The 20,009-nt window shown below is 65.1% G+C and carries 19 protein-coding genes; 6 read left to right on the top strand and 13 right to left on the bottom strand.

The genetic code is table 11. The features are described 5' to 3' along the window. The first annotated feature begins 92 nt into the window (after window positions 1–92). The 4 genes from PT85_RS15430 (at window position 93) to PT85_RS15415 (ending at window position 3,886) form a co-directional block, all read left to right on the top strand. A complete protein-coding gene (locus PT85_RS15430) occupies window positions 93–1,040 on the top strand; it encodes a response regulator (protein ID WP_027589641.1) in 948 nt (315 codons plus the stop codon). A 183-nt stretch (window positions 1,041–1,223) separates the two neighbouring features. Next, window positions 1,224–2,123, top strand: coding sequence for a peptidoglycan DD-metalloendopeptidase family protein (locus PT85_RS15425; RefSeq protein WP_039607157.1), 900 nt, complete (start codon window positions 1,224–1,226; stop codon window positions 2,121–2,123). Window positions 2,124–2,305: 182 nt separating this feature from the next. Continuing rightward, window positions 2,306–3,148, top strand: a complete 843-nt coding sequence (locus PT85_RS15420; protein WP_039560130.1) for a flagellin N-terminal helical domain-containing protein — start codon at window positions 2,306–2,308, stop codon at window positions 3,146–3,148. A 231-nt stretch (window positions 3,149–3,379) separates the two neighbouring features. Beyond that, window positions 3,380–3,886, top strand: a complete 507-nt coding sequence (locus PT85_RS15415) for a winged helix-turn-helix domain-containing protein (protein ID WP_052237720.1) — start codon at window positions 3,380–3,382, stop codon at window positions 3,884–3,886. Between the two features lie 213 nt (window positions 3,887–4,099). Here PT85_RS15415 and PT85_RS15410 read toward each other — a convergent pair whose 3' ends face one another. The 12 genes from PT85_RS15410 to uvrD all read right to left on the bottom strand — a co-directional run bounded on the left by PT85_RS15410 (window position 4,100) and on the right by uvrD (window position 15,020). Continuing rightward, on the bottom strand, window positions 4,100–4,996 hold the full coding sequence (locus tag PT85_RS15410; protein ID WP_039607156.1) for an OmpA family protein: 897 nt from the start codon (window positions 4,994–4,996) through the stop codon (window positions 4,100–4,102). Next, on the bottom strand, window positions 4,993–5,865 hold the full coding sequence (motA, locus tag PT85_RS15405) for a flagellar motor stator protein MotA (protein ID WP_027589637.1): 873 nt from the start codon (window positions 5,863–5,865) through the stop codon (window positions 4,993–4,995). The genes PT85_RS15410 and motA overlap by 4 nt, the downstream gene beginning before the upstream one ends. A gap of 15 nt (window positions 5,866–5,880) precedes the next feature. After that, the gene (locus tag PT85_RS15400) at window positions 5,881–6,612 is read right to left on the bottom strand and encodes a FliA/WhiG family RNA polymerase sigma factor (RefSeq protein WP_039607155.1); all 732 of its coding nucleotides are present in this window, start codon (window positions 6,610–6,612) and stop codon (window positions 5,881–5,883) included. Window positions 6,613–6,614: 2 nt separating this feature from the next. Continuing rightward, window positions 6,615–7,085 (bottom strand): flagellar basal body-associated FliL family protein, encoded by a 471-nt coding sequence (locus tag PT85_RS15395; RefSeq protein ID WP_039560133.1) that lies wholly within the window; start codon window positions 7,083–7,085, stop codon window positions 6,615–6,617. Window positions 7,086–7,115: 30 nt separating this feature from the next. Next, complete coding sequence (locus tag PT85_RS17845; protein ID WP_082013086.1) at window positions 7,116–8,219, bottom strand: flagellar hook-length control protein FliK; 1,104 nt, start codon at window positions 8,217–8,219, stop codon at window positions 7,116–7,118. Continuing rightward, window positions 8,198–8,506, bottom strand: a complete 309-nt coding sequence (locus PT85_RS15385; RefSeq protein WP_027589634.1) for a hypothetical protein — start codon at window positions 8,504–8,506, stop codon at window positions 8,198–8,200. Before PT85_RS15385 ends, PT85_RS17845 begins: the two co-directional genes overlap by 22 nt. Continuing rightward, window positions 8,490–8,879: a flagellar export chaperone FliS gene (gene fliS / locus PT85_RS15380; RefSeq protein WP_027589633.1), complete on the bottom strand. Its 390-nt coding sequence runs from the start codon at window positions 8,877–8,879 to the stop codon at window positions 8,490–8,492. Before fliS ends, PT85_RS15385 begins: the two co-directional genes overlap by 17 nt. 12 nt (window positions 8,880–8,891) lie before the next feature. Then, the gene (gene fliD, locus PT85_RS15375; RefSeq protein WP_039607154.1) at window positions 8,892–10,265 is read right to left on the bottom strand and encodes a flagellar filament capping protein FliD; all 1,374 of its coding nucleotides are present in this window, start codon (window positions 10,263–10,265) and stop codon (window positions 8,892–8,894) included. A 287-nt stretch (window positions 10,266–10,552) separates the two neighbouring features. Beyond that, on the bottom strand, window positions 10,553–10,996 hold the full coding sequence (gene flgN, locus PT85_RS15370) for a flagellar protein FlgN (RefSeq protein ID WP_039607153.1): 444 nt from the start codon (window positions 10,994–10,996) through the stop codon (window positions 10,553–10,555). Beyond that, window positions 10,993–11,268, bottom strand: coding sequence for a flagellar biosynthesis anti-sigma factor FlgM (gene flgM, locus PT85_RS15365; protein ID WP_039560137.1), 276 nt, complete (start codon window positions 11,266–11,268; stop codon window positions 10,993–10,995). Before flgM ends, flgN begins: the two co-directional genes overlap by 4 nt. Window positions 11,269–11,492: 224 nt before the next feature. After that, window positions 11,493–12,590, bottom strand: a complete 1,098-nt coding sequence (locus tag PT85_RS15360) for a TRAP transporter substrate-binding protein (protein ID WP_039560138.1) — start codon at window positions 12,588–12,590, stop codon at window positions 11,493–11,495. Window positions 12,591–12,839: 249 nt separating this feature from the next. Beyond that, on the bottom strand, window positions 12,840–15,020 hold the full coding sequence (gene uvrD / locus PT85_RS15355) for a DNA helicase II (RefSeq protein WP_039607152.1): 2,181 nt from the start codon (window positions 15,018–15,020) through the stop codon (window positions 12,840–12,842). 185 nt (window positions 15,021–15,205) lie between these two features. Here uvrD and PT85_RS15350 point away from each other — a divergent pair, with 185 nt between their 5' ends. After that, window positions 15,206–18,091, top strand: coding sequence for a putative bifunctional diguanylate cyclase/phosphodiesterase (locus tag PT85_RS15350; RefSeq protein WP_039607151.1), 2,886 nt, complete (start codon window positions 15,206–15,208; stop codon window positions 18,089–18,091). Between the two features lie 82 nt (window positions 18,092–18,173). Then, window positions 18,174–18,818, top strand: a complete 645-nt coding sequence (locus PT85_RS15345; RefSeq protein ID WP_027590998.1) for a hypothetical protein — start codon at window positions 18,174–18,176, stop codon at window positions 18,816–18,818. Window positions 18,819–18,821: 3 nt separating this feature from the next. Here PT85_RS15345 and PT85_RS15340 read toward each other — a convergent pair whose 3' ends face one another. After that, complete coding sequence (locus PT85_RS15340) at window positions 18,822–19,934, bottom strand: cytochrome-c peroxidase (RefSeq protein ID WP_039607150.1); 1,113 nt, start codon at window positions 19,932–19,934, stop codon at window positions 18,822–18,824. Window positions 19,935–20,009: the final 75 nt, after the last annotated feature.

Here is a 20,009-nt window from a genome sequence, read left to right as displayed (position 1 = left end):
GCCAGGCCATGCCTCCAGCCTTCCGTCGACAGTCATGGCGTTTGGCTATTAGAGGGCGCTATGCTTGCCCCCACGAGTTGAAGGAAGGGCCGATGAGCAGAGTCAGTGTTCTCATAGTGGATGATGCCGCGTTCATCCGCGATCTGGTTAAGAAGGGTCTGCGCGTCCATTTCCCGGGAATTCGCGTCGAAGAAGCCGCCAACGGGCGCAAGGCGCAGCAATTTCTCAGCCGCAACAGCGTCGACCTGATTCTCTGCGACTGGGAAATGCCGGAGATGTCCGGCCTCGACCTGCTCAACTGGTGCCGCAGCGAAGAGGGGCTCAAGAAAACCCCGTTCATCATGGTCACCAGCCGTGGCGACAAGAGCAATGTGGTTCAGGCCGTACAGGCTGGGGTCAGCGACTACATCGGCAAGCCCTTCACCAGCGAGCAACTGCTTTCCAAGGTCAAGAAGGCCCTGCAAAGCACTGGCCGTCTCGATGATCTGCACTCCCAGGCCGCGCCCAGCTTTACCAGCACCCTCGCCAATGACTCCGTCAGCACGCTGACCGCGGGACGCGCGGCAGCATCCTCTGCGCCTGCCGCCAGCACGATCGCGGTGGAGCCTGCTGTCGAGGCTCCCCCCATGGCAGCCGCCCCTGCGGACCCCGCACCCAGGCCGAAACCGGCCCCCAGGGCAGCCGAGCCCGCCAAACCCGCCAATAACCGCTCGCGTGGCCAGCTGCGGTTGTCCGGCGGCACGCTGCCCTGCCTGATCAAGGCCCTCAGCCTCAAGGATGCCTCGCTGCTGATCAACCGCGCTGGACTGGTGCCACAGGTTCTGGAAAGCGCCGTGCTGGACCTGCAGCACGGCGAGGACAACGACGTGGCCCGTCTGAACGGCTACGTGCACGCCATTGCCGCCGCCGAGCCCAAGCCTACCAGCGAGTGGCTGCAACTCATCGTGCGCTTCGTGGACAGCGATCCACAGAAGCTCGAGTACCTGTCCCGGCAGATCGCCCGCGGAACCGCCCAGCGGCATTTCGTGCCGGGCGGCTGAGGCGTCTGCCCGCGGACAAGTCTGCTCCCACAGGTGCGCGCAGGCCGCGCTTCGCGGGAGCGGACTTGTCCGCGACGGCGCTCCGTAAAGCCGAGCCCTTCACAGCCTTACACCCTGCCTGTCGCCATCGGACAGCGGCCTCGCTAGTCTCTCGGCTCGCCCCCCTTGCACCCTGCCGATGCCATGCCGCTTCGCCTGTTCGTCATCGCCGCCGCTCTGCTAGGCACCGCCGCCCAGGCCAGCAGCCTGACGGTCTATAAGTACACCGACGCCGCCGGCGTGGTCACCTACAGTGACCGCGCCGTTCCCGGCGCGGCCGTGCTGCGGCTGAACAACGAGGCCGAGGAGCGGCTGGAGTCGCGGGTCCATCTGGACATCAGCCGTCACGCAGCCGGCGAAACCCTGCGGGTGCACAACGAGCTGTATGCGCCGGTGCAGATCGAGCTCAGCCTGGAAGACGTCGACAACGCCGTTGGCGTACCGGACCAGCCCATTCGCTGGATCCTGCCGCCACGCAGCCATATCCGCCTGCTCACCCTGGCGCCCCGTGATCCCGCCCGGCCGCCGAGCTATACCCCGCGCCTGCGCCATGTGCTGGGCGATCCACGCCTGCTGCCAACCCAGAGCCGCTACCCGCTGCCCTGGCTGGGCGGACCGTTTCGCCTGTCACAGGGGCCGAACGGTCGCTACAGCCACTTCACCCCCAAGGGCCGCCATGCGGTGGACATCGCCATGCCCGTCGGCACGCCGATCCTGACCGCCCGTGCCGGCGTGGTGGTCAGCCTGGAGAACCATCAGAGCGGCCGGGCCGGCAACCCGTCCGGCAACTACGTCCGCATCCTCCATGACGACGGCACCATGGGCGTCTACCTGCACCTGCAACAGGGCTCGGTTCGTGTACGCGAGGGCCAGCGGGTCGCCCAGGGCCAACCCATCGCCCGCTCCGGCAATACCGGCAACAGCACCGGCCCGCACCTGCACTTCGTCATCCAGCGCAACGTCGGCATGGCGCTGGAATCCATTCCGTTCGCCTTCACCCAGCCAGTGGATCGGCTGCCGAATTTTGCCATGGGTGGGGAATAAGCCGACCGGGAGCGAATTGTCCGCGAGCCCCTACAGGTGAAGTGCGCGGCGCCACCGTGATAGCCATCTGCAATTATTTTCAAAAAACATTTAAGCCTCCTCGCGAAAGCGTCGCCTTGAGGGATTAGCAGGCAATCGAAGCCAGCTTTCCAAAAGACAGATTTCTTTGAAGGAGGCCCAACATGGCCATCTCGATTCATACCAACTACGCCGCTCTGCTGACCCAAACCAACATGGCCAAGTCCAACTCTGCTCTGGGTGTAAGCCAGCAGCGTCTGGGTACTGGCTTCCGTGTCAACAGCGCCGCTGACGACGCCGCTGGCCTGCAGATCGCCACTCGCCTGAACGCCCAGGGCCGCGGCCAGGCCGTTGCCCAGCGCAACGCCCAGGACGGCATTTCCCTGCTGCAAACCGCTGAAGGCGCGCTGAACGAGTTCACCAACATCGTGCTGCGCATGAAGGACCTGGCCACCCAGGCCGCCAACGGCACCAACAGCGCCTCCGACCTGACCGCGCTGGATGCCGAGTACGCCGAGCTGAATGCCGAGCTGACCAACATCATCGACAACACCAGCTACGGCGCAACCAACAACCTGTTCGGCGCCAGTGGCAAGCTGGCCGCAGCAGTGGAACTGCAGATCGGTTCCTCCAGCGCTGAAACCCTCAGCGTGGATGTGTCCGCCGAGCTGACCGCTATCGACACCGCCTTGACTGCTGTCTCCGGCAGCATCGCCAGTGGCGGCGCTACCGCCCGTACCATGATCGGTGAGCTGGACACCCTGCTGACCGAGGTTGGTGCTGCGCGTGGCGCCATGGGTGCGAACATCAACCGCCTGAACCACACCATCAACAACCTGGCCAACATGGCCGACAACACCAACACTGCCATGGGCCGCATCATGGACACCGACTTCGCCGCCGAGTCGACCAAGATGACCAAGCAGAACATGCTGATGCAGTCCAGCGTCGCCATGCTGAAGCAAACCAGCCAGATGGGCGGCCTGGCCCTGTCCCTGCTGGGCTAAGCGCCACCGTCATACCGGACCCGCTGCAGAGGGTTCGGTACTGGCAAAAAAACCCCGCTTCGGCGGGGTTTTTTATTGGTCGGCGATTTGTGACCCGCTTCGCAGAAGCCGCCTTTCGTCACCCGGCCACAGGGGACTGGCAACCGCCCGGAACGAACCTTGCAAAAAGTCACTCACCGACGCAGTTCACGGTTTTTTTGACGCCTCCATCACTGACAGTCCTTCATTGCCATGATCCCTCAAAGCCAATCGACTCGCGAAGTCATCCGCCTGCGTACCGGCCAGGGTGACTGCCGTCTCCTTTTCCAGGCGCGCCAATACCAATTGCGTCCTCAGGGGAGCGACCAACGCATTGAACTGGGTTACGCGGGCAGCCGCGTGCTGGAACGCCTGCTGCGCAGCCCGGGCGAGGTGGTCAGCCGCGAGGAGTTGCTCGAGTACGGCTGGACTGACCGTGTGGTCAGCCAGGGCAGCCTGAACCAGCAGATCTATGTGCTGCGGCAGCTTCTCGGCGACGAGAAGGGGCGGAATATCATCCAGACCCTGCCGCGTCGTGGCTATCTGTTCAATCCGGAGTTCATCGAACCGGAGACAGGGGAGGAGGCGCTATCAGCGCCGAACGTGTCATCTTCTGCCACGCTGGTCAGGAGCAGGCGCCGTACGCTGCCGAACTGGGTGAAACTGGGCGGCCTGCTGGCCCTGACGCCCCTGCTGGCCACGTGCGCGGAGCACCTGTAGGGCGGTCGGCGTTTTTTGGGTCGCCCGAGGGCGCCGCATAACGGTGGACAAACAAAGCGTTGTCCACCCTACAACCTGAGCCGCGTGCGGCCGAACCCAGACGCTCGCGAGTGAAGTCGCTCCTACGGAGAGAGCATGCGTGGCTGCCGCTTCGGGTGATTTCCAGCCGGCGGTAGGGGTAAGCCAACCGCCGGCCGGAACAGCGTCGATCTCTTATGTACCGGACGGCGTGAGCTGGCGATTCAACCGTGCTTGCGGATAGCTCTCGCCGAACAGCTCGCGGTACAGCACCTCGGCCCGCTCGGTCAGCAACAGCAGCTCGATGCGGCGGTTGATCCCATCGGTGGGCTCCAGCGGATTAAGCGGCATCACATCGGCCAGGGCGGTGACCTGCAGGATGCGCTCGCCCGGCAGGCCGGACTGCACCAGGACATTGCGGGCCACCAGGGCGCGGTCGCCGGACAGGTTCCAGTTGTTGTACAGCGCGCTGCGCCGGTACTGGGTGGCGTCGGTGTGGCCGCTGATGATGATGCGATTTTCCACCTTGGAAAGAACCTCTGCCAGGTTGCCCAGCAAGGTCTTGAAGTGTGGATTCAGCTTGGCGCTGCCGCGCTCGAACATGTAGCGCTGTTCGTCATCCTTGATCAGGATGCGCAGCCCCTGCGGCACCACCGCCACCTCCAGGTTGGTCAGCGCGTCCAGCTTGCCGGACAGTACGTCAATCAGCTCGGCCAGCTGCTCCAGCTCCTGACGGGTGCGGTAGATCTTGCTGGGAATCGGCTCCTCGGTGGCTTCGTCGGCCTTTTTCGGCTCGGGCTGCGGCTCCGGCTGCGAGGGCCTGGCTTCCAGCTCCACCGGTGCATCGAAACCGTCGAAGATGTTGATCATGCCTTCCATCAGGGGGTTGCTGACCGGGTCTTCGGCGGTGATCGGCGCGGAGGATTTGCTGGGGTTGATGATCCACAGCACCATGAACAAAGCCATCATCGCCAGGGTGAAGTCGGCGAAGGCGACCTTCCAGGCACCGCTGTGGGCTTCGCCGTGGCCTTTCTTGCTGCGCCGCCTGACGACAATTTCCTTCTCGCCCTCCCGCTTCTTTTTCAGGCTCATGCCGCGTCCCGCTCTTCTTCATAGCGGTTGACCCAGGCTTCCAGCTGGCTGAAGGCGGGCTTGACGTCCTGCTCGATCAGCTTGCGGCCGGCGTCCACCGACAACAGGGTGGGCTTGCCAGCGACGTGGGCGACCAGGGTGGTACGCACGCATTCCAGCGCCGAGATCTCGGTGCGAATGCGCTGGGTCATGGCGTTGGCCAGCGGCTGCATCACGCAGTAGCAGAAGAAGATGCCGAGGAACGTACCAACCAGCGCGGCGGCCACGTGCGCACCCACTTCGGCCACCGAGCCGCCGATGTTGCCCATCGTGATGATGATGCCCATGATCGCCGCGAGAATACCGAAGCCGGGCATCGCCTCGGCCACCTGGTTGAGCGAGCGGGACGGCAGCAGCAGGGCTTCCTCCATGGCCTCCAGTTCCTGCTCGAGGAAGCCTTCCAGTTCGTGAGCGCTGATCTTGCCCATGGCCATCAGGCGGAAGTTGTCGGCGATGAAGGCCATCAGGTTGGGCTCGGCGATGATCATCGGGTACTTGCCGAACACGCTGCTCTGCTCGGGCGCCTCGATGTGTTCGTCGAGCACCTTAAGACCGCCGATCTCGACCATTTCCAGCAGTTCGTAGAGGAGCATCAGCAACTGGCGCTGGAACTCTTCGCCACGGCGCTTGTAGACGACCACGCCCTTGGCCTGCTTGGCCATTTCGATCAGCACTTCCTTGGGATTGCCGACCACCAGGCTGCCGAGTGCGGCACCCACGATGATCAGCATTTCCGCCGGCTGCCAGAGCATCGCCAGTTCGCCGTTGGCCAGTGCGTAGCCACCGAGAACACAGGCAACGATGATGAGGGATCCAAGTATCTTCTGCATGACGGGCTCGACTGGTTAGGGCTTGTTAGGCTCGTTCAACAAGGCGCAGGCGCGCTGGATGGCCTGCTTGATCAGCTGGCAGATGCGTGCGTCGCTGAGTTCCAGAACCAGCGCGATCTCCTTGAGGGAGAGCTCGTGCTGGTAGTACAGGGTGAGGACCAGTTGCTCGCGCTCCGGCAGCAGACCCAATACCTGGGCCAGCAGACGCTCGCGCTGCACCTGCTCCTCGAATCCGTTATCGCCGAAGCGACTTTCCTGGCCAGCCTGCAGCAGGCCATCGAGGCTTTCGATGGCTTCGCAGGACAGGTCAACCAGATAGTTCTGGTAGGCCTCCTCGCTCAAACCGGTATGGGCAATGACTTCCTCGTCGGTGGGCTCGCGGCCCAGCCGGCGGGTCAGCTCGCGCACGGCATCGCGCAGCTTGTGGGTCTGCTGGCGCACCGGCCGCGGCCGCCAGTCCTGGCGGCGCAGTTCGTCGAGGATGGCACCTCGCACCCGCAGGCTGGCGAAGCGCGCAAAGCCCTCATCCGGCTCGCCATAGCGACGCAGGCTGTCGAGCAGCCCCAACAGGCCAATCTGCTCCATGTCTTCGCGATCCAGTGCCGAGCTGGCCTGCAGCGACAGCTGACTGACAATGCGCTTGACCAGCGGCAGATAGCGCAACAGCCAGCGCTGCTCTTCCTGCGGCGCGAGCATCGGTGAGGGCTCGTGACGAAGGACGGGTTCGGCAGCGCAGGAGGCGTTCATGGCTACTGGGCCAGCAACTTGTTGACCAGGAGGTGTTCGAAGGACACCCGCAGGTTACGTTCGACAATGTCCTGACGGAGCGCCTCTTCGAGCAGTAGCTGCAGCTCCGCGATGCTCAGACTGCGCACCACCTCGTAACGCATGCCGGACAAGCGTGCGACGACCGAATTGCGCACCACCGGCGCGAACTGCTGGAGCTCCTTCTTGTCGATCTTGGCGCTGACCTGTACAGCCAGGTCGATCACCATATAGTGCTCGCGCTGGTTGCCCCGCAGGTTTACGTAGATCTTTTCCACGTTCAGAAACTGGAATTTGGAAAGGTCTACCGGATCAGGACGTACTGCGCCATTCGTCTCTCCCGCCGCAGCAAAGAAATCAGCGATGGGTTTCTTCCAGAAGAAATTCACGGCGGTGCCGCCAACGACCAGCAGGATATTCAGCACCAGGAGCGAGACGACAACGCGGGACGACATATTCTTTCTCTTGCAATGGAACGGAAGGCATCAAACCGTGGCCAGCACGTCGCGAGGCGCTGCGTGCGAACTGGCATCGCCGCTGTCCTGCAGCGGATTGCCACGCACCAGCGCCTCACCGGAACCTCCCTGGTTCTGGCGCGACTGTTGCCCCGAGTGACCTTCGCCACCCACCTGCACGCTAACCTGCACGAACTGTTGGTTGAGCAGTTCGTGGCGCAGCCGGTCACTGGTTTGCTGCAGCAATCTCAGGGTATCGGCCTGGGCCGCGCTGATTTGAATGCTAATTCGTCCGGATTCCTGGCTGACCTGGATCTCCAGACTGCCCAGCTCCGGCGGGTCGAGACGAATGGTGGCCACCTGCTGGTTCTGCTGGACCTGCAGTTGGACGCTATTGCGCAAGGCCTGCATCATCTGTTCGCCTCGCTGCGCGTCGTTGCCCTCGAGCCGGAGCAGGCGTTCGGAGGCTGCGCCAGCCGGTGCACCGGCGCCCGGTACGGGTGCTGCGTCAGCAGGCGCACGCACTGCGGCTGCCGAATGCAGTGATTCCAGCGGACCTGCGCCTTCGCTGCTACCCAGGACCATGAATGACTCAGCTCGCAGTGCGACCGGGCCCGGCCCGTCGGCAAGCTGTTGCGCCGGCATCGACTGCGCCGGCAGGGACTGCGCATTCCGCAGCGCGGCGTCAGCCGGGGCCTGCGGCGGCACAGCGGTCTGGAGTCCCGGCAGCGTTTCAGGCACCCGCGCTGCCTGAGCCGACGTCTTGCTCACGGATGCCTGGGGTACCTGCTGTGCGTGTACCTGCTGTTGCTGCTGAGCGGACAGCAGGCCGAGCAACGCCTCGGCGTGCTCGGGGCCCTGTTCGACTGGAGCGGGGATTGCGGGAGTTGGGGCCTGGGCGGCGGCATCGCCTTCGGCGGACTCGCTCCCCTGCAGACCGGGCAGGGTGGCGAGCAGCGCCTGAAGCTCTGCATCGAACGGCAGGGTCTCGGGATTCGGGCTACCGTGCTCACTGGCCGACGGTGCGAGTTGCGGCGTTGCGGCCGCGGCACCCTGTTGCAGCAGGGGATTCCCCGCCAGCGGCTGGGCGTTGCCGAGTTGAGTGGCTGTATTCACCGCAGGCTCTCCACCCATGCGTAGGCACTTGGGCCGTCCGCGGGCTGTTCGGAATGGTTCATCAGAATGCGCAGGCGCTGACACTCGTCCTGGCAGCGCTGCAGCGCCAGGCCGTGGATCTGCTGAACATCTCGGCAGGCGTCCAGCACCTCCTTCGAGAGGGGCTGGTGGCGGCGCAGGTCGATCAGCAGCTCGCGAAGTGCCGAATCGACCGCCTTGAGATCGTCCCAGGCCTCTCGGTGCAGCACCTGTTCGAAGCGCACACGCAGGTCGAGCAAGCGTTGCAGGTCATCGGCGGGCGTCACGCACGCCCTCCCAGCCTTCGCGCAGTTCGCGCAACAAACCGACAACTTCGTCGACGCCTTCCAGGGACAGGGTTACGCTGACATCGGTCAACCGGTAGATCATGTAGTCATACAGGCGCGCCAGGCCGGTCACCACGTCGCCACCGCTGTCGAAATCCAGCGCACTGGACAGACCGTTGAGAATGTTCACGCATTTCTCGACGGAACGGCCTTTCTCCAGATAACGCTTCGCCTCGATATGGCCACGCATACGCTCCAGTTCGTCGAGCAGGCCGTCGAACAGCACCAGAACCAGATCGTAGGGCGAGGCCGCTGCGACCCGGGATTCCAGGTCGACCATGCGGTAGCTGTCGTAGGTGTCTTCTTGGTACATGGCGATTCCGTATCAGGTGAAGTACAGACCGGAGGTCTGTTCCATCTGGCTCATGATGGTGACCAGGTTGGTGTACTGCTTCAGGTAGCGCTGGTAGAGGTTGTCGTACTGGGTATCGACGCGCTCGCGCTCCTTCTCGACCCGCTTGAGCGAGTCGGCGATGCTGTCCTTGCGGTTCTTGAGGATGCCGTTGACGCTGCTGGTGTACTTGGCCAGGCCGGTTTCACGGTCCAGCAGGCCGCCGAGGATGCCTTTGTCGGTGCCACCGTCGCCTTTGAACAGGGCGTCCAGAGCCCCGGGATTACTGCTGAGGGTCTTCTCCAGGCGGGCGCTGTCCAGGGTCAATGTGCCTTCGCGGGTATTACTGATGCCCAGGGAAACCAGCGAAACCTGCTGCCCGTCGACGGTCACACCCTTGCGGATCATGTTGTCGATCATGCCCTTGATCGACCGTACCGTGCCGTCGCCGGCCAACGCGCCACGCTTGGCGTCTTCCGAGCCGCTGGCGGTGAGCTTCTTCAGCTCGCCGGCCAGGGCGTTATAGGCATCGACGAACTCCTGAACCTTGGCCTTGGTGCCGTCGTTGTCCTGGGCGATGTCGATGGACAGGGGTGCTTCGCCGCTTGCGTGGGCCTTGCTGAAGGTCAGGCTGACACCATCAATGATGTTGTCGTAGGTATTGGAGCTGTTGGTCAGCGCAATACCGCTCGCTTCGTCGGCACCCAGGTAGACAATCGCGTCCTGGGCTGCAGAGAGCTGCTTGGAGCCCAGCGAGGCGGCGGTCGTGGCTTCGTCGGCGCCGTCCAGGCTAAGCGAGATCTTCTGCGCCACCCCGGTTTTTTCGCTGGTCAGCACCAGGTTGGTTACACCACCACTACGCACCAGCGTGGCACTGACACCAAGCTTGTTGGTCTTGGCCTGGGCATTGATATCTGCCGCCAGCTTGCTGAGATCCAGGGTGCCGTCGGTCTGGTAGGCAGCATCGGCGAGATCAACCGTAAATCCGGTGGCCTCGGCGTTGCCAGGCTGGCCAATTTGCAGGCTGCCACTCGCCGGCAGGCTTTGCAGGGCAACCTGATCCTTGCTGGCCAGCTGCTTGACGAAGAACTGGTAGCTGCCAGCCTGCGCCTTGGAGGTCACATCCGCCGTGGCATAACCCTCGCTGCTCAGCGTGGCCTTGTTCTGCAGGATCGAACCGCTGACGCTGTTCAGGCTGCTCAGCTTGGTCTGGAAGGTGCTCAGCGCCGAGCTCAGCGAGTTGAGCGCGGTCTGCTGTGCGGTGTAGTTGGTCTTGTTGCGATCCAGGCGCGTATAGCTGTACTGGGTGTCGTACTGGGCCAGCTGGGTGGCCATGGTATAGGCGTAATTGGAATCGTAAGTCGTCATGTCTGAGCACCTCTGGTTCGTAGGCAGGCAATTACGATGCCAAATTGCCACGTGTGGAATATTCGCGGTTCGCGCGCCAATCCGCAGAAACGGAGTTTCCGCCCGGCCCAGGCGCAGCGCAGGGCGGAAAAAACCTTTCCGGCTTTCCGGTTGCTTCGTCTGCTCCATAAGAGCGACCCGCCGGGACGCGAACTTAAGCGCCAAAAGCCTGACAGGCAGAGGTAGGGGAGCGCGGGATGAGGGCAAGTCACTGGCGGCCAGCAATGCTGCCGGCCACCGTGGATCCGTCAGTAGCCCTGTTGGCCGTAGACGGTGACTTCCTGGCCGGCCCCGGTCAGGAGCTGGCTGAGAATTTCGTTGTGCATGGCCAGTAGCCGGCCATTACGCTCGTTACGCTGGCGGCAGTCGTGGGCGATTTCGCCCAGCCGCTGCCACTGGCGGGTCAGCGCTTCACGCTGGGAAGCAGGGTACGCAGCCAGCAGACGTGCCATGCTCGCGGCATCCATCGACAGGCCGAAGGCGCCGAGAATCTTGCCGCGCCGTGCGTCACGCTCGGCAATGGCGGCCAGCCAGGGGTCCAGGCGCCGGTTGAGGGCCTCGATGGCCAGCCCGTCGTGCGCCAGCAGTCGGTCATGCAGCTCGTCCAGCAGGGGCAGAACCTGGCCGAATGCCTCGAGATCGGCGGCGATGTCGCTTTCGATCACCGCCAGTAGCTTGGCCTTCTGACTCACGCCTGCTGACCACCGTGATAGGCCAGGATGCTGGCGGCCAGCGCCTCGGTGTCGAGGGGAATTTCGCCGCGCTGCAGGGCCTGCTTGATCTCCTGCACTCGCGCCAGATCAACGTCCGGCAGCGCATTCAGGCTTTCCTGCAGAGGTTCAAGACTCATCTGCGGCTCGCCGGCCTGCTGGCGCTCGCGCTTGCCGACCGGCGCCTGGGCGCGCGCGGTTGCGGTTTCCACGGTGCCGAGCTGGACGGGCTTGAGGGACCGACTGATTTCCATGATGCATTCCAGAAAACGGGTTCGCTTGATTAACAGAGGCGACAAAATTACGGCAAACCTTAAATGCTTTTTTGCAGGCCGGATCAAAAAACCGTCGGATGGCGGCCCGCTGGGAAACCTGTAGGAGCGGCTTCAGTCGCGAGCTGCCTGGAAACGACACAAAGGCAGGTGGGCCGGAAACGAAAAGCGGAGCCCGGAGGCTCCGCTTTATCAACCCCAAGCGCTTAGCGCCAGTTGTACAGCTCTTTCTCGGTGATCTGCATGGTTTCACGCATCTTGCTCAGGAAGGCTTCCTGGGAGGCATGGATGCGGGTGTTCAGATCGGACTGGGCAGCCACTTCGTTCAGCACCTGCGCGGAGGTTTCACGCAGCGCAGCCAGAACCGCGTCCGGGAAACGCTTAAGCACGGTGCCCTGCTCCAGCAGGACCGGCAGCGCCTTGGCGTTGTTGAAGGTGTAGTCGTCCATCATGTCCAGTGCGGCGGAGCGGGCGGCCTCGCTGACGATAACCTGCAGGTCGGCCGGCAGCTTCTCGTAGGCGGACTTGTTGACCAGCAGCTCGACCAGCGCCTGGGGCTCCTGCCAGGCCGGGAAGTAGTAGTACTTGGCGGCCTTGTTCAGGCCGAAGGCCAGGTCGTTGTACGGGCTGACCCAGTCGGTGGCGTCGATGGCGCCGGTCTGCAGGGAAGTGAAGATTTCACCACCCGGCAGGTTGACGGTGGTCGCGCCCAGCTTGGCCAGCACTTCGCCGCCCAGGCCCGGCATGCGGATCTTCAGGCCCTTGAGGTCGTCGACGCTGTTGATTTCCTTGTTGAACCAGCCACCCATCTGCATGGTGGTGTTGCCGGCATTGAACGGCTTCACGCCGTGGGGCGCATAGGCTTCATCCCACAGGGCCTGACCTTCGCCCTTGTGGATCCAGGCGTTCATCTCCAGGGTGGAGAAACCGAACGGAATGGAGGTGAAGAACTGCGCGGCCGGCACCTTGCCCTTCCAGTAGTAGGGGGTGCCGTGACCCATCTCGGCGGTACCGCGGGAAACAGCGTCGAACACTTCCAGCGCCGGAACCAGCTCGCCCGCCGCGTAGACCTTCACGCTCAGGCGGCCGTTGCTCATGGTGTTGATGCGCTCGGCCAGGCGCTCGGCCGCGGTACCCAGGCCCGGGTAGTTCTTCGGCCAGGAGGTGACCATCTTCCATTGGAAGGTTTGCGCGGGGGCTGCAGCGGCTTGCTGGGCAGCGGGGGCGGTGTCGTCCTTGCAACCAGCCAGACCCAGCGTAGCAAGCAGGGCAGCGGCGGCGCCGAACAGATGGCGACGATTCATGGTGTCTCCCTTGGAGGTCGGACCCTTGCGGGTTGTTTTTTTTGATGGGGGGTAGCCTGTAGCCAGGCAGCATGGCTTTTTACCATATCTGACGGGCGGAAGCTGAATGCCGCAGCCCGCGCCGTGCTTGTGGGAGCGAATTCATTCGCGCACCTTGCTGTCAGAGGCTGGCCGGCCGCTAAACAGTTCGCGGACGAGTCCGCTCCCACAGGACGACGGCGGCGGGTGGGCAACCCCGCCACCTCGTGACTACAGCGCCTCCAGCTTGGCGTAGCTGAGCATCAGCCACTTGCTGCCCTCGTCGAAATTCACCTGCACCCGCGCCTGGGCCCCGGAGCCCTCGAAGTTGAGAATCACCCCTTCGCCGAACAGCGCGTGGCGGACCCGCTGCCCCAGGCTGAAACCGGTCTGCGGCACCTCGGCGCCGGCGAACAGCGAGGCGTTGCCGGCCGTGGACCCGCCATAGGGCCGGCTGACGCTGTTGGACAGGCGCACCTCCTGAACCAGCCCGGCCGGAATCTCGCGCACGAAGCGCGACACCCGGTTGTAGGTCTCGTTGCCGTACAGCCGGCGTGTCTCGGCGTAGGTCATCACCAGCCGCTGCATGGCCCGGGTCAGGCCGACGTAGGCCAGGCGGCGCTCCTCTTCGAGGCGCCCGGGTTCCTCCAGGCTCATCTTGTGGGGGAACAGCCCTTCTTCCATGCCCACCAGGAACACCAGGGGGAATTCCAGGCCCTTGGCGCTGTGCAGGGTCATCAGCTGCACGCTGTCCTCATCCTCGGCGGCCTGCTGCTCGCCGGCCTCCAGCGAGGCGTGGTCGAGGAACGCCGACAGGTGCGTCTCGCCCTCGGCCAGGTCCTCGTACTCGAAGGCGCGCGCGGCGGACACCAGTTCCTCCAGGTTTTCCACCCGGGTCTGGCCCTTCTCGCCCTTCTCGTCGCGGTGGTAGGCCAGCAAGCCGGAGCGCTCAATGACCTGCTGGGTCATGCTGTGCAAGGGCAGGCCCTCGACGCGCAGCGCCAGTTCGTCGATCAGCTCGACGAAGCCGTTCAATGCGCTGGCGGCGCGGCCGGCGATGGCCTTGACGCCGATGGCCTGGTGGATGGCGCCCCACAGCGACAGTTCATGGGCGCGGGCGAAGTCGCGCAGGGTTTCCAGGGTCTTCTCGCCGATGCCGCGCGCCGGCAGGTTGATCACCCGCTCCAGCGCGGCGTCGTTGTGCCGGGTCTGCAGCAGGCGCAGGTAGGCCATGGCGTTCTTGATCTCGGCGCGCTCGAAGAAGCGCTGGCCGCCATAGATACGGTAGGGGATGCGCTCGCGCAGCAGCGCCTCCTCCAGCACTCGCGACTGGGCGTTGGAGCGGTAGAGGATGGCGATCTCGCGGCGCTTGAGCCCTTCCTTCTGGGCACGCTCGATGCTCTCCACCACGTAACGCGCCTCGTCGTGCTCGTTGTAGGCGGCGTACAGCAACAACGGCTCGCCGTCGCCGCCGTCGGTCCACAGCTCCTTGCCCAGGCGGTCGCTGTTGTTGGCGATCAGCGCGTTGGCGGCCTTGAGGATGGTGCCGGTGGAGCGGTAGTTCTGCTCCAGGCGGATCAACTGCACATCCGGGAAGTCCTGCCCGTAGCGCTGCAGGTTCTCGATCTTGGCGCCGCGCCAGCCGTAGATGGACTGGTCGTCGTCGCCGACCACCATCAGGCTGTCGCCGCCCTGACCGAGCAGGCGCAGCCAGGCGTACTGCACGGCGTTGGTGTCCTGGAACTCGTCGACCAGCAGGTGGCGGAAGCGCTGCTGATAGTGCGCCAGCAGGCCCGGCTGGTCACGCCACAGGTCCAGGGCGCGCAGCAGCAGCTCAGAGAAATCGATCACTCCGGCCCGTGCGCACGCCGCCTCGTAGGCGGCATAGATGGAGCGCATCGTGGTCAGGTACAGGTCGCCACCGGCCTGGATGTGCTGCGGACGGATGCCCTCGTCCTTCTGACCGTTGATGAACCACTGGGCCTGGCGCGCCGGCCACTTGCTGTCGTCCAGGCCCAGCTCGCGGATCACCCGCTTGACCAGGCGCTGCTGGTCGTCGGAGTCGAGGATCTGGAAATTCTCGGCCAGGCCGGCTTCCCGCCAGTGGGCGCGCAACAGGCGATGGGCCAGCCCATGGAAGGTGCCGACCCACATGCCCTGCGGGCTGTGGCCGAGCAGCCGGCCGATGCGCTCGCGCATCTCGTGGGCGGCCTTGTTGGTGAAGGTGACGGCCAGGATCGAGTGCGGCGTGGCGTTTTCCACGCCGATCAGCCAGGCGATGCGGTGCACCAGGACACGGGTCTTGCCCGATCCGGCACCGGCCAGCACCAGTTGGCGACCCAGCGGGGCGGTGACGGCCTGACGCTGGGCGTCGTTGAGGGTATTCAGCAGGGGGGAGAGGTCTTCTAGCATCGCGGCATTCTAGAGGTTGCATGCCGCGAGGGCGAGTGACGGCGCTGTGCGGGCGCGTCCGCTCCCACCAGAACCGCCGGCGGAACTCCACTGCTTGCAAAACGCCACCGGCAGGGCTTGGGCCGGCCGATGGGCTCGGGTATGCTCGCCCAACGCCTGGGCCCCAACTCCACTAAAAAACGCCTATGACCGCATCCCTAGACTCGGCTCTCAGTCTGCCGGTCTCCGCCGCGCAGTCCGTCAAGCAACAGTACGCTTCGCAGATCGCCATCGAGCGGACCCGCCTGCTGTATGAGGGATCGCGGCTGCCGACGCTGTTCATGCTGATCTGTGGCCTGGTCTCGGCCTGGGCACTCTGGCCATTCCTCGCGTCGCCGCTGCTGTTGCTGGGCTGGCTGGGCGCGCTGCTGGTCCTCGGGTTATTGCGCCTGTTGCAGGTACGCGCCTTCGAACGCGCCAGCGCCGAGCGGCAGGCCGATCCCTATTGGATACGCATGTTCGTGTTGGGCGCCGCCGCGTCCGGCGTGACCCTGAGCTTCGCCGCCATCATGCTGGCCCCGGCGGAAAGCTTCCTCGCCCAGGTGCCCCTGTACGGCCTGATCGCCGTCTCGGTGGCCTGCGCCACCATCGCCTATGCCATCAGCCTGCCGGCGCTGCTTAGTTTCATCCTGCCGTGCCTGTTGCCCACCTCGGTGTTTCTGCTGCTGAGCGACAGCGAACTGCTGCATGGCTGGGGCCAGCTCAGCCTGCTGCTGCTGCTCGCGCTGCTGGTGATGGCCTGGCAGGTCAACCGGCTGGTGCAGCGCAGCCTGATGCAGCGCTTCTACAACCAGGCGCTGCTGGAGCGCCAGGAAGAAGCCCAGCGTCACAGCGAGGCACTCAATCACAAGCTGGCCCGCGAGGTTGAACAGCGCCGCCAGGCGGAACGCCAGCTGCGCGCCGCCCACAGCCAGCTTGAGCGACGGGTCGCCGAACGTACCCAGGAACTGGACGAAGCCACATACGCGCTGGGCAAGAGCCAGGCGCGCCTGGCCATGGCCCTGGAAGCCAGCGAACTGGGTCTGTGGGACTGGAACCTGCGGACCGACGAAGTGCATCACTCCAAGCTGCAGGAGTTGTTCGGCCTGGCCCCGACCGGCACCCTCAACATGCGCCGCGACCTGCGCCCACTGCTGCATCCGGACGATCGCCGCCTGCTGCTGCATGCCCTCAGCGCGCACATGCGCGGGCGCACCGACGGTTACGCCGTGGAATACCGGGTGCGTCACGCCGACGGCTACTGGGTGTGGGTGGAGGACCGCGGCCGGGTCATGGAGCGCGACGAGCGCGGCCGCGTGGTGCGCATGCTCGGTACCCGGCGCAACATCACCGCCCGCAAGCGCCGGGAGGAAGAACAGCGCCTCGCCGCCACGGTGTTCGAGACCGCCAGCGAAGGCATTGTCGTGCTGGACCGGCACTACCAGGTGCTGGCGGTGAACCGGGCATTCTGCGTGATGACCGGCTACCGGCGCGAGGAAGCAGTCGGGCGCAACGTCACCCAGCTGGTCAGCTCGCCGGACACCCATCGCCAGTACCGGCAGATCCACGCCCAGTTGCTCGCCCATGGCCGCTGGCAGGGCGAGATGATGGAGACGCGCAAGAATGGCGAGCTGTACCCGCAGTGGCTGCAGATCAACGCGGTGCGCGACCGTAACGGGCGCATCACCCAGATGGTCGGCTTCTTCGCCGACCTCAGCGCCCGCCGCCAGGCCGAGGAACGCCTGCGCTACCTTTCCAACTACGATGCGCTGACCGGCCTGGCCAACCGCATGCTGTTCAAGGAACGCCTGCACGAGGCCGGCCAGCGCTCACGCCAGACCGGACGCAGCCTGGCGCTGCTGCACATCGACCTGGACCGCTTCAAGCTGCTCAACGACAGCCTGGGGCATGAAGTGGCCGACCAGGTGCTGCGCAACATGGGCCGGCGCCTCAGCGAGCAGTTGGCCGAGGCCGATACCCTGGCGCGGCTGGCGGCCGACGAGTTCGTGGTGCTCTTCGACCAGTACAGCAACCTGTCGAGCCTCTCCCGGCTGGCCAGCCAGCTGCTGGCCAAGCTGCGCGCGCCCATGACAGTGGACGGGCACGAGCTGGTCATCAGCGCCTCGATCGGCATCAGCCTGCTGCCCGAAAATGCCCGCGAGGTCTCGGCGCTGATCACCCAGGCCAACATGGCCATGCAGCACGCCAAGCATCTGGGCGGCGACAACTTCCAGTTCTTCACCGACAACCTGCAGGCCTGCACCCTGGAGCGGCTGCAACTGGAGAACCAGCTGCGCAAGGCCATCGACAGCGGCCAGCTGGAGGTCTTCTACCAGCCCAAGCTGGACCTGAGCCTGGACAGCCTGCAGGCCGCCGAGGCCCTGGTGCGCTGGCGTCATCCGCAGCGCGGCCTGGTGTCGCCGGCCGACTTCATCCCCCTGGCCGAGGAGACCGGTCTGATCGGCGCCATCGGCGAATTCGTGCTGCGCCGCGCCGCCAGCCAGGCATGCGAGTGGCGGCAGCAAGGCCTGGGCGACATCCGTGTCTCGGTGAATGTCTCCGTGCACCAGCTGCGCCAGGGCAACCTCACCACCCTGGTCCGCCGGGTGCTCGAAGAGACCGGCCTGCCGGCCCACCTGCTGGAACTGGAGCTGACCGAAAGCCAGCTGCTCGACAACGTCGAGAGCGTGCTGCACACCCTGAACCAGCTGCGCGAACTGGGGGTCAAGCTGGCCATCGATGACTTCGGTACCGGCTATTCCTCGCTCAGCTACCTCAAGCGCCTGCCGGTCGACTACCTGAAGATCGACCGCACCTTCGTGCGCGACCTGACCGAGGACGGCGAGGACGCCGCCATCACCCGGGCGATCATCGCCATGGCCCACAGCCTGGAACTCAAGGTGGTAGCCGAGGGCGTCGAGGAACAGCAGCAGCTGGACTTCCTCAAGTCCCAGGGCTGCGACGAGATCCAGGGTTTCCTGATCAGCCGACCGATCGAAGCGATTCATTTCGCCTCCCTGCTGCGCGAGCAGGAGATGATGGTCGCACCCTGACGCGCACCCATCAAAGGCTGGCTATGCGCGGCCTCGCCGTACTGCTGTCCTCGCCGGCAACGGACATCGCGAGGAACGACGCATGGATACGCGCAAACAACCGGGTCGCGGTCTGCGACTGCTGCTCCGCCTGCAAAACGTGACCCCACTGGTGCTGCAGACTGCCGTGCTGCAGCGCCTCAGCCCCCGGCAGATCGCCCTGATGGCGCCACATACCGAACCCCATCGGTTGCGTGTGCTGATCCAGGCGCTGCCTGTCGAGCTGCTCGCGCAGACCGCCCGCCATCTGGAGCCGCACAGCATCCTCGACACCTGGCTGCACCTGCCGGACAACCTGCACCTGCAGATCGCCAAGGTCCTGTGCCGCAACAGGGACTTCGCCACCGCGGCGCGCTACGCCGAATGCCTGGCGCCACAACAGCTGCGCAACCTGATCCTGGGCCTCAACGATCCGCTGCCGGTATTGCGCATCGGCGCCCGCTTCGGCGACGTGCCGCTGCTGGTGCAGAGCCTGCAGGGCATGTCGAGCAGCTACCTGCGCACCCTGACCGAGGTGTCCATTCCCAACGGCCATCTGCCGCTGTCCGTATCGGTGCTCAGCGGCCTGCCGGCCCGCCGCCAGGCGGACATCTGCCGTCAGCTGAGTCCGGCGGTGCGCAGCGCCCTGGAGCCGGAGCTGCGCCAGCGCAGCGATGAGCTGTGCCGCCTGCTGGCCACGAACGCCTGATGCTCAGAGCGTGTCGAGGAAGCTGCGCAGCGCGCGCAACTCTTCGACATTCAGCCCCAGACGCTGGAAGCGTGCCGAGGTTTTCGGGAACAGCGGGTCGTTGACCTGCTCGCCCTGGGGCTGCGGGCGCGGCATGCCGACGTTGTAAAAATTCAGCACCCCCTGCAGATCAGGGAACAGGCCGTTGTGTATCCACGGCCCTGTCTTGCTGACCAGGCGCAGCGACGGGGTGCGGAAGCGGCCCACATCCTCCACCTTGCCGGTCACCTCATGACGCCCCAGGTCCTGGTACTTGCGCCCGTAGTAGGTCATGCCGGCGTTGTGGAACTGGTGATCGGTCATTTCCGGGCCGAAATGGCAGTTCAGGCAGCGCGCCTGGGTCCGATACAGATGCAGGCCGTGGATCTGCTGATTGCTGAGCTGGTTGTGGCGACCGTTCAAGAAGCGCTCGAAGCGGGTGGCGCGCGCCACCCGCACCAGGGTGCGCTGATAGGTGGCCAGCGCCTGGCCCAGTTGCTCGGCGTCGATGGTCTGCCGGCCGAACACTGCCTGGAAACGCGGGCGGTACGCCGTACTGGCGTTCAGGCGTTCCAGCAATTCCGGCAGCGTGAAGGCCATTTCCAGCGGGTCCTCGATCGGCCTCAGCGCCTGGGCTTCCAGGGTCGACGCGCGTCCGTCCCAGAACAGCGAGGTGGCGAAGCCACTCATCACCACGCTCGGCGAGTTGCGCCGGCCGGCGACGCGGTCGTGGCCGAACGACACCTTGCGCCCGTCGGCGAACGCCAGGTCCGGCTCGTGACAGGAAGCACAGGCGATCTGCCCGGAGCGCGACAGCCTGGGGTCGAAGAACAGGTCTTCGCCCAGCCTGGCCTTCTCCTCCGTATGCGGATTGTTCGCCGGCGCAGGGGCCCGCTCGGGCAGCGGCCCCAGCTCCTTCCAGGCCACGTCCGGGTCCACGTGGGGAGGAGGCCACTGATCCGCAGGCCCGGAATAGACCTGGCGCAGGCAGGCGTATTGCTCGGAAGTGGGTGTGCCGCCGGGTGGGGGCAGCTCGCAGGCCAGGGCGGGCACGGCCAGCAGGCCCGCAGCCAACACCGCGATTCGTGCGATTTTCATGTCTGTCACTCACTACGGGCAGAAACGAACGCGCCCGGCGAGAGCAGTCCCGGCCGGGCGATGGATTGCGCGATG

The organism is Pseudomonas flexibilis (assembly GCF_000806415.1).
Lineage (GTDB): Bacteria > Pseudomonadota > Gammaproteobacteria > Pseudomonadales > Pseudomonadaceae > Serpens > Serpens flexibilis.
This window is presented reverse-complemented; position numbering and strand designations above follow the sequence as displayed.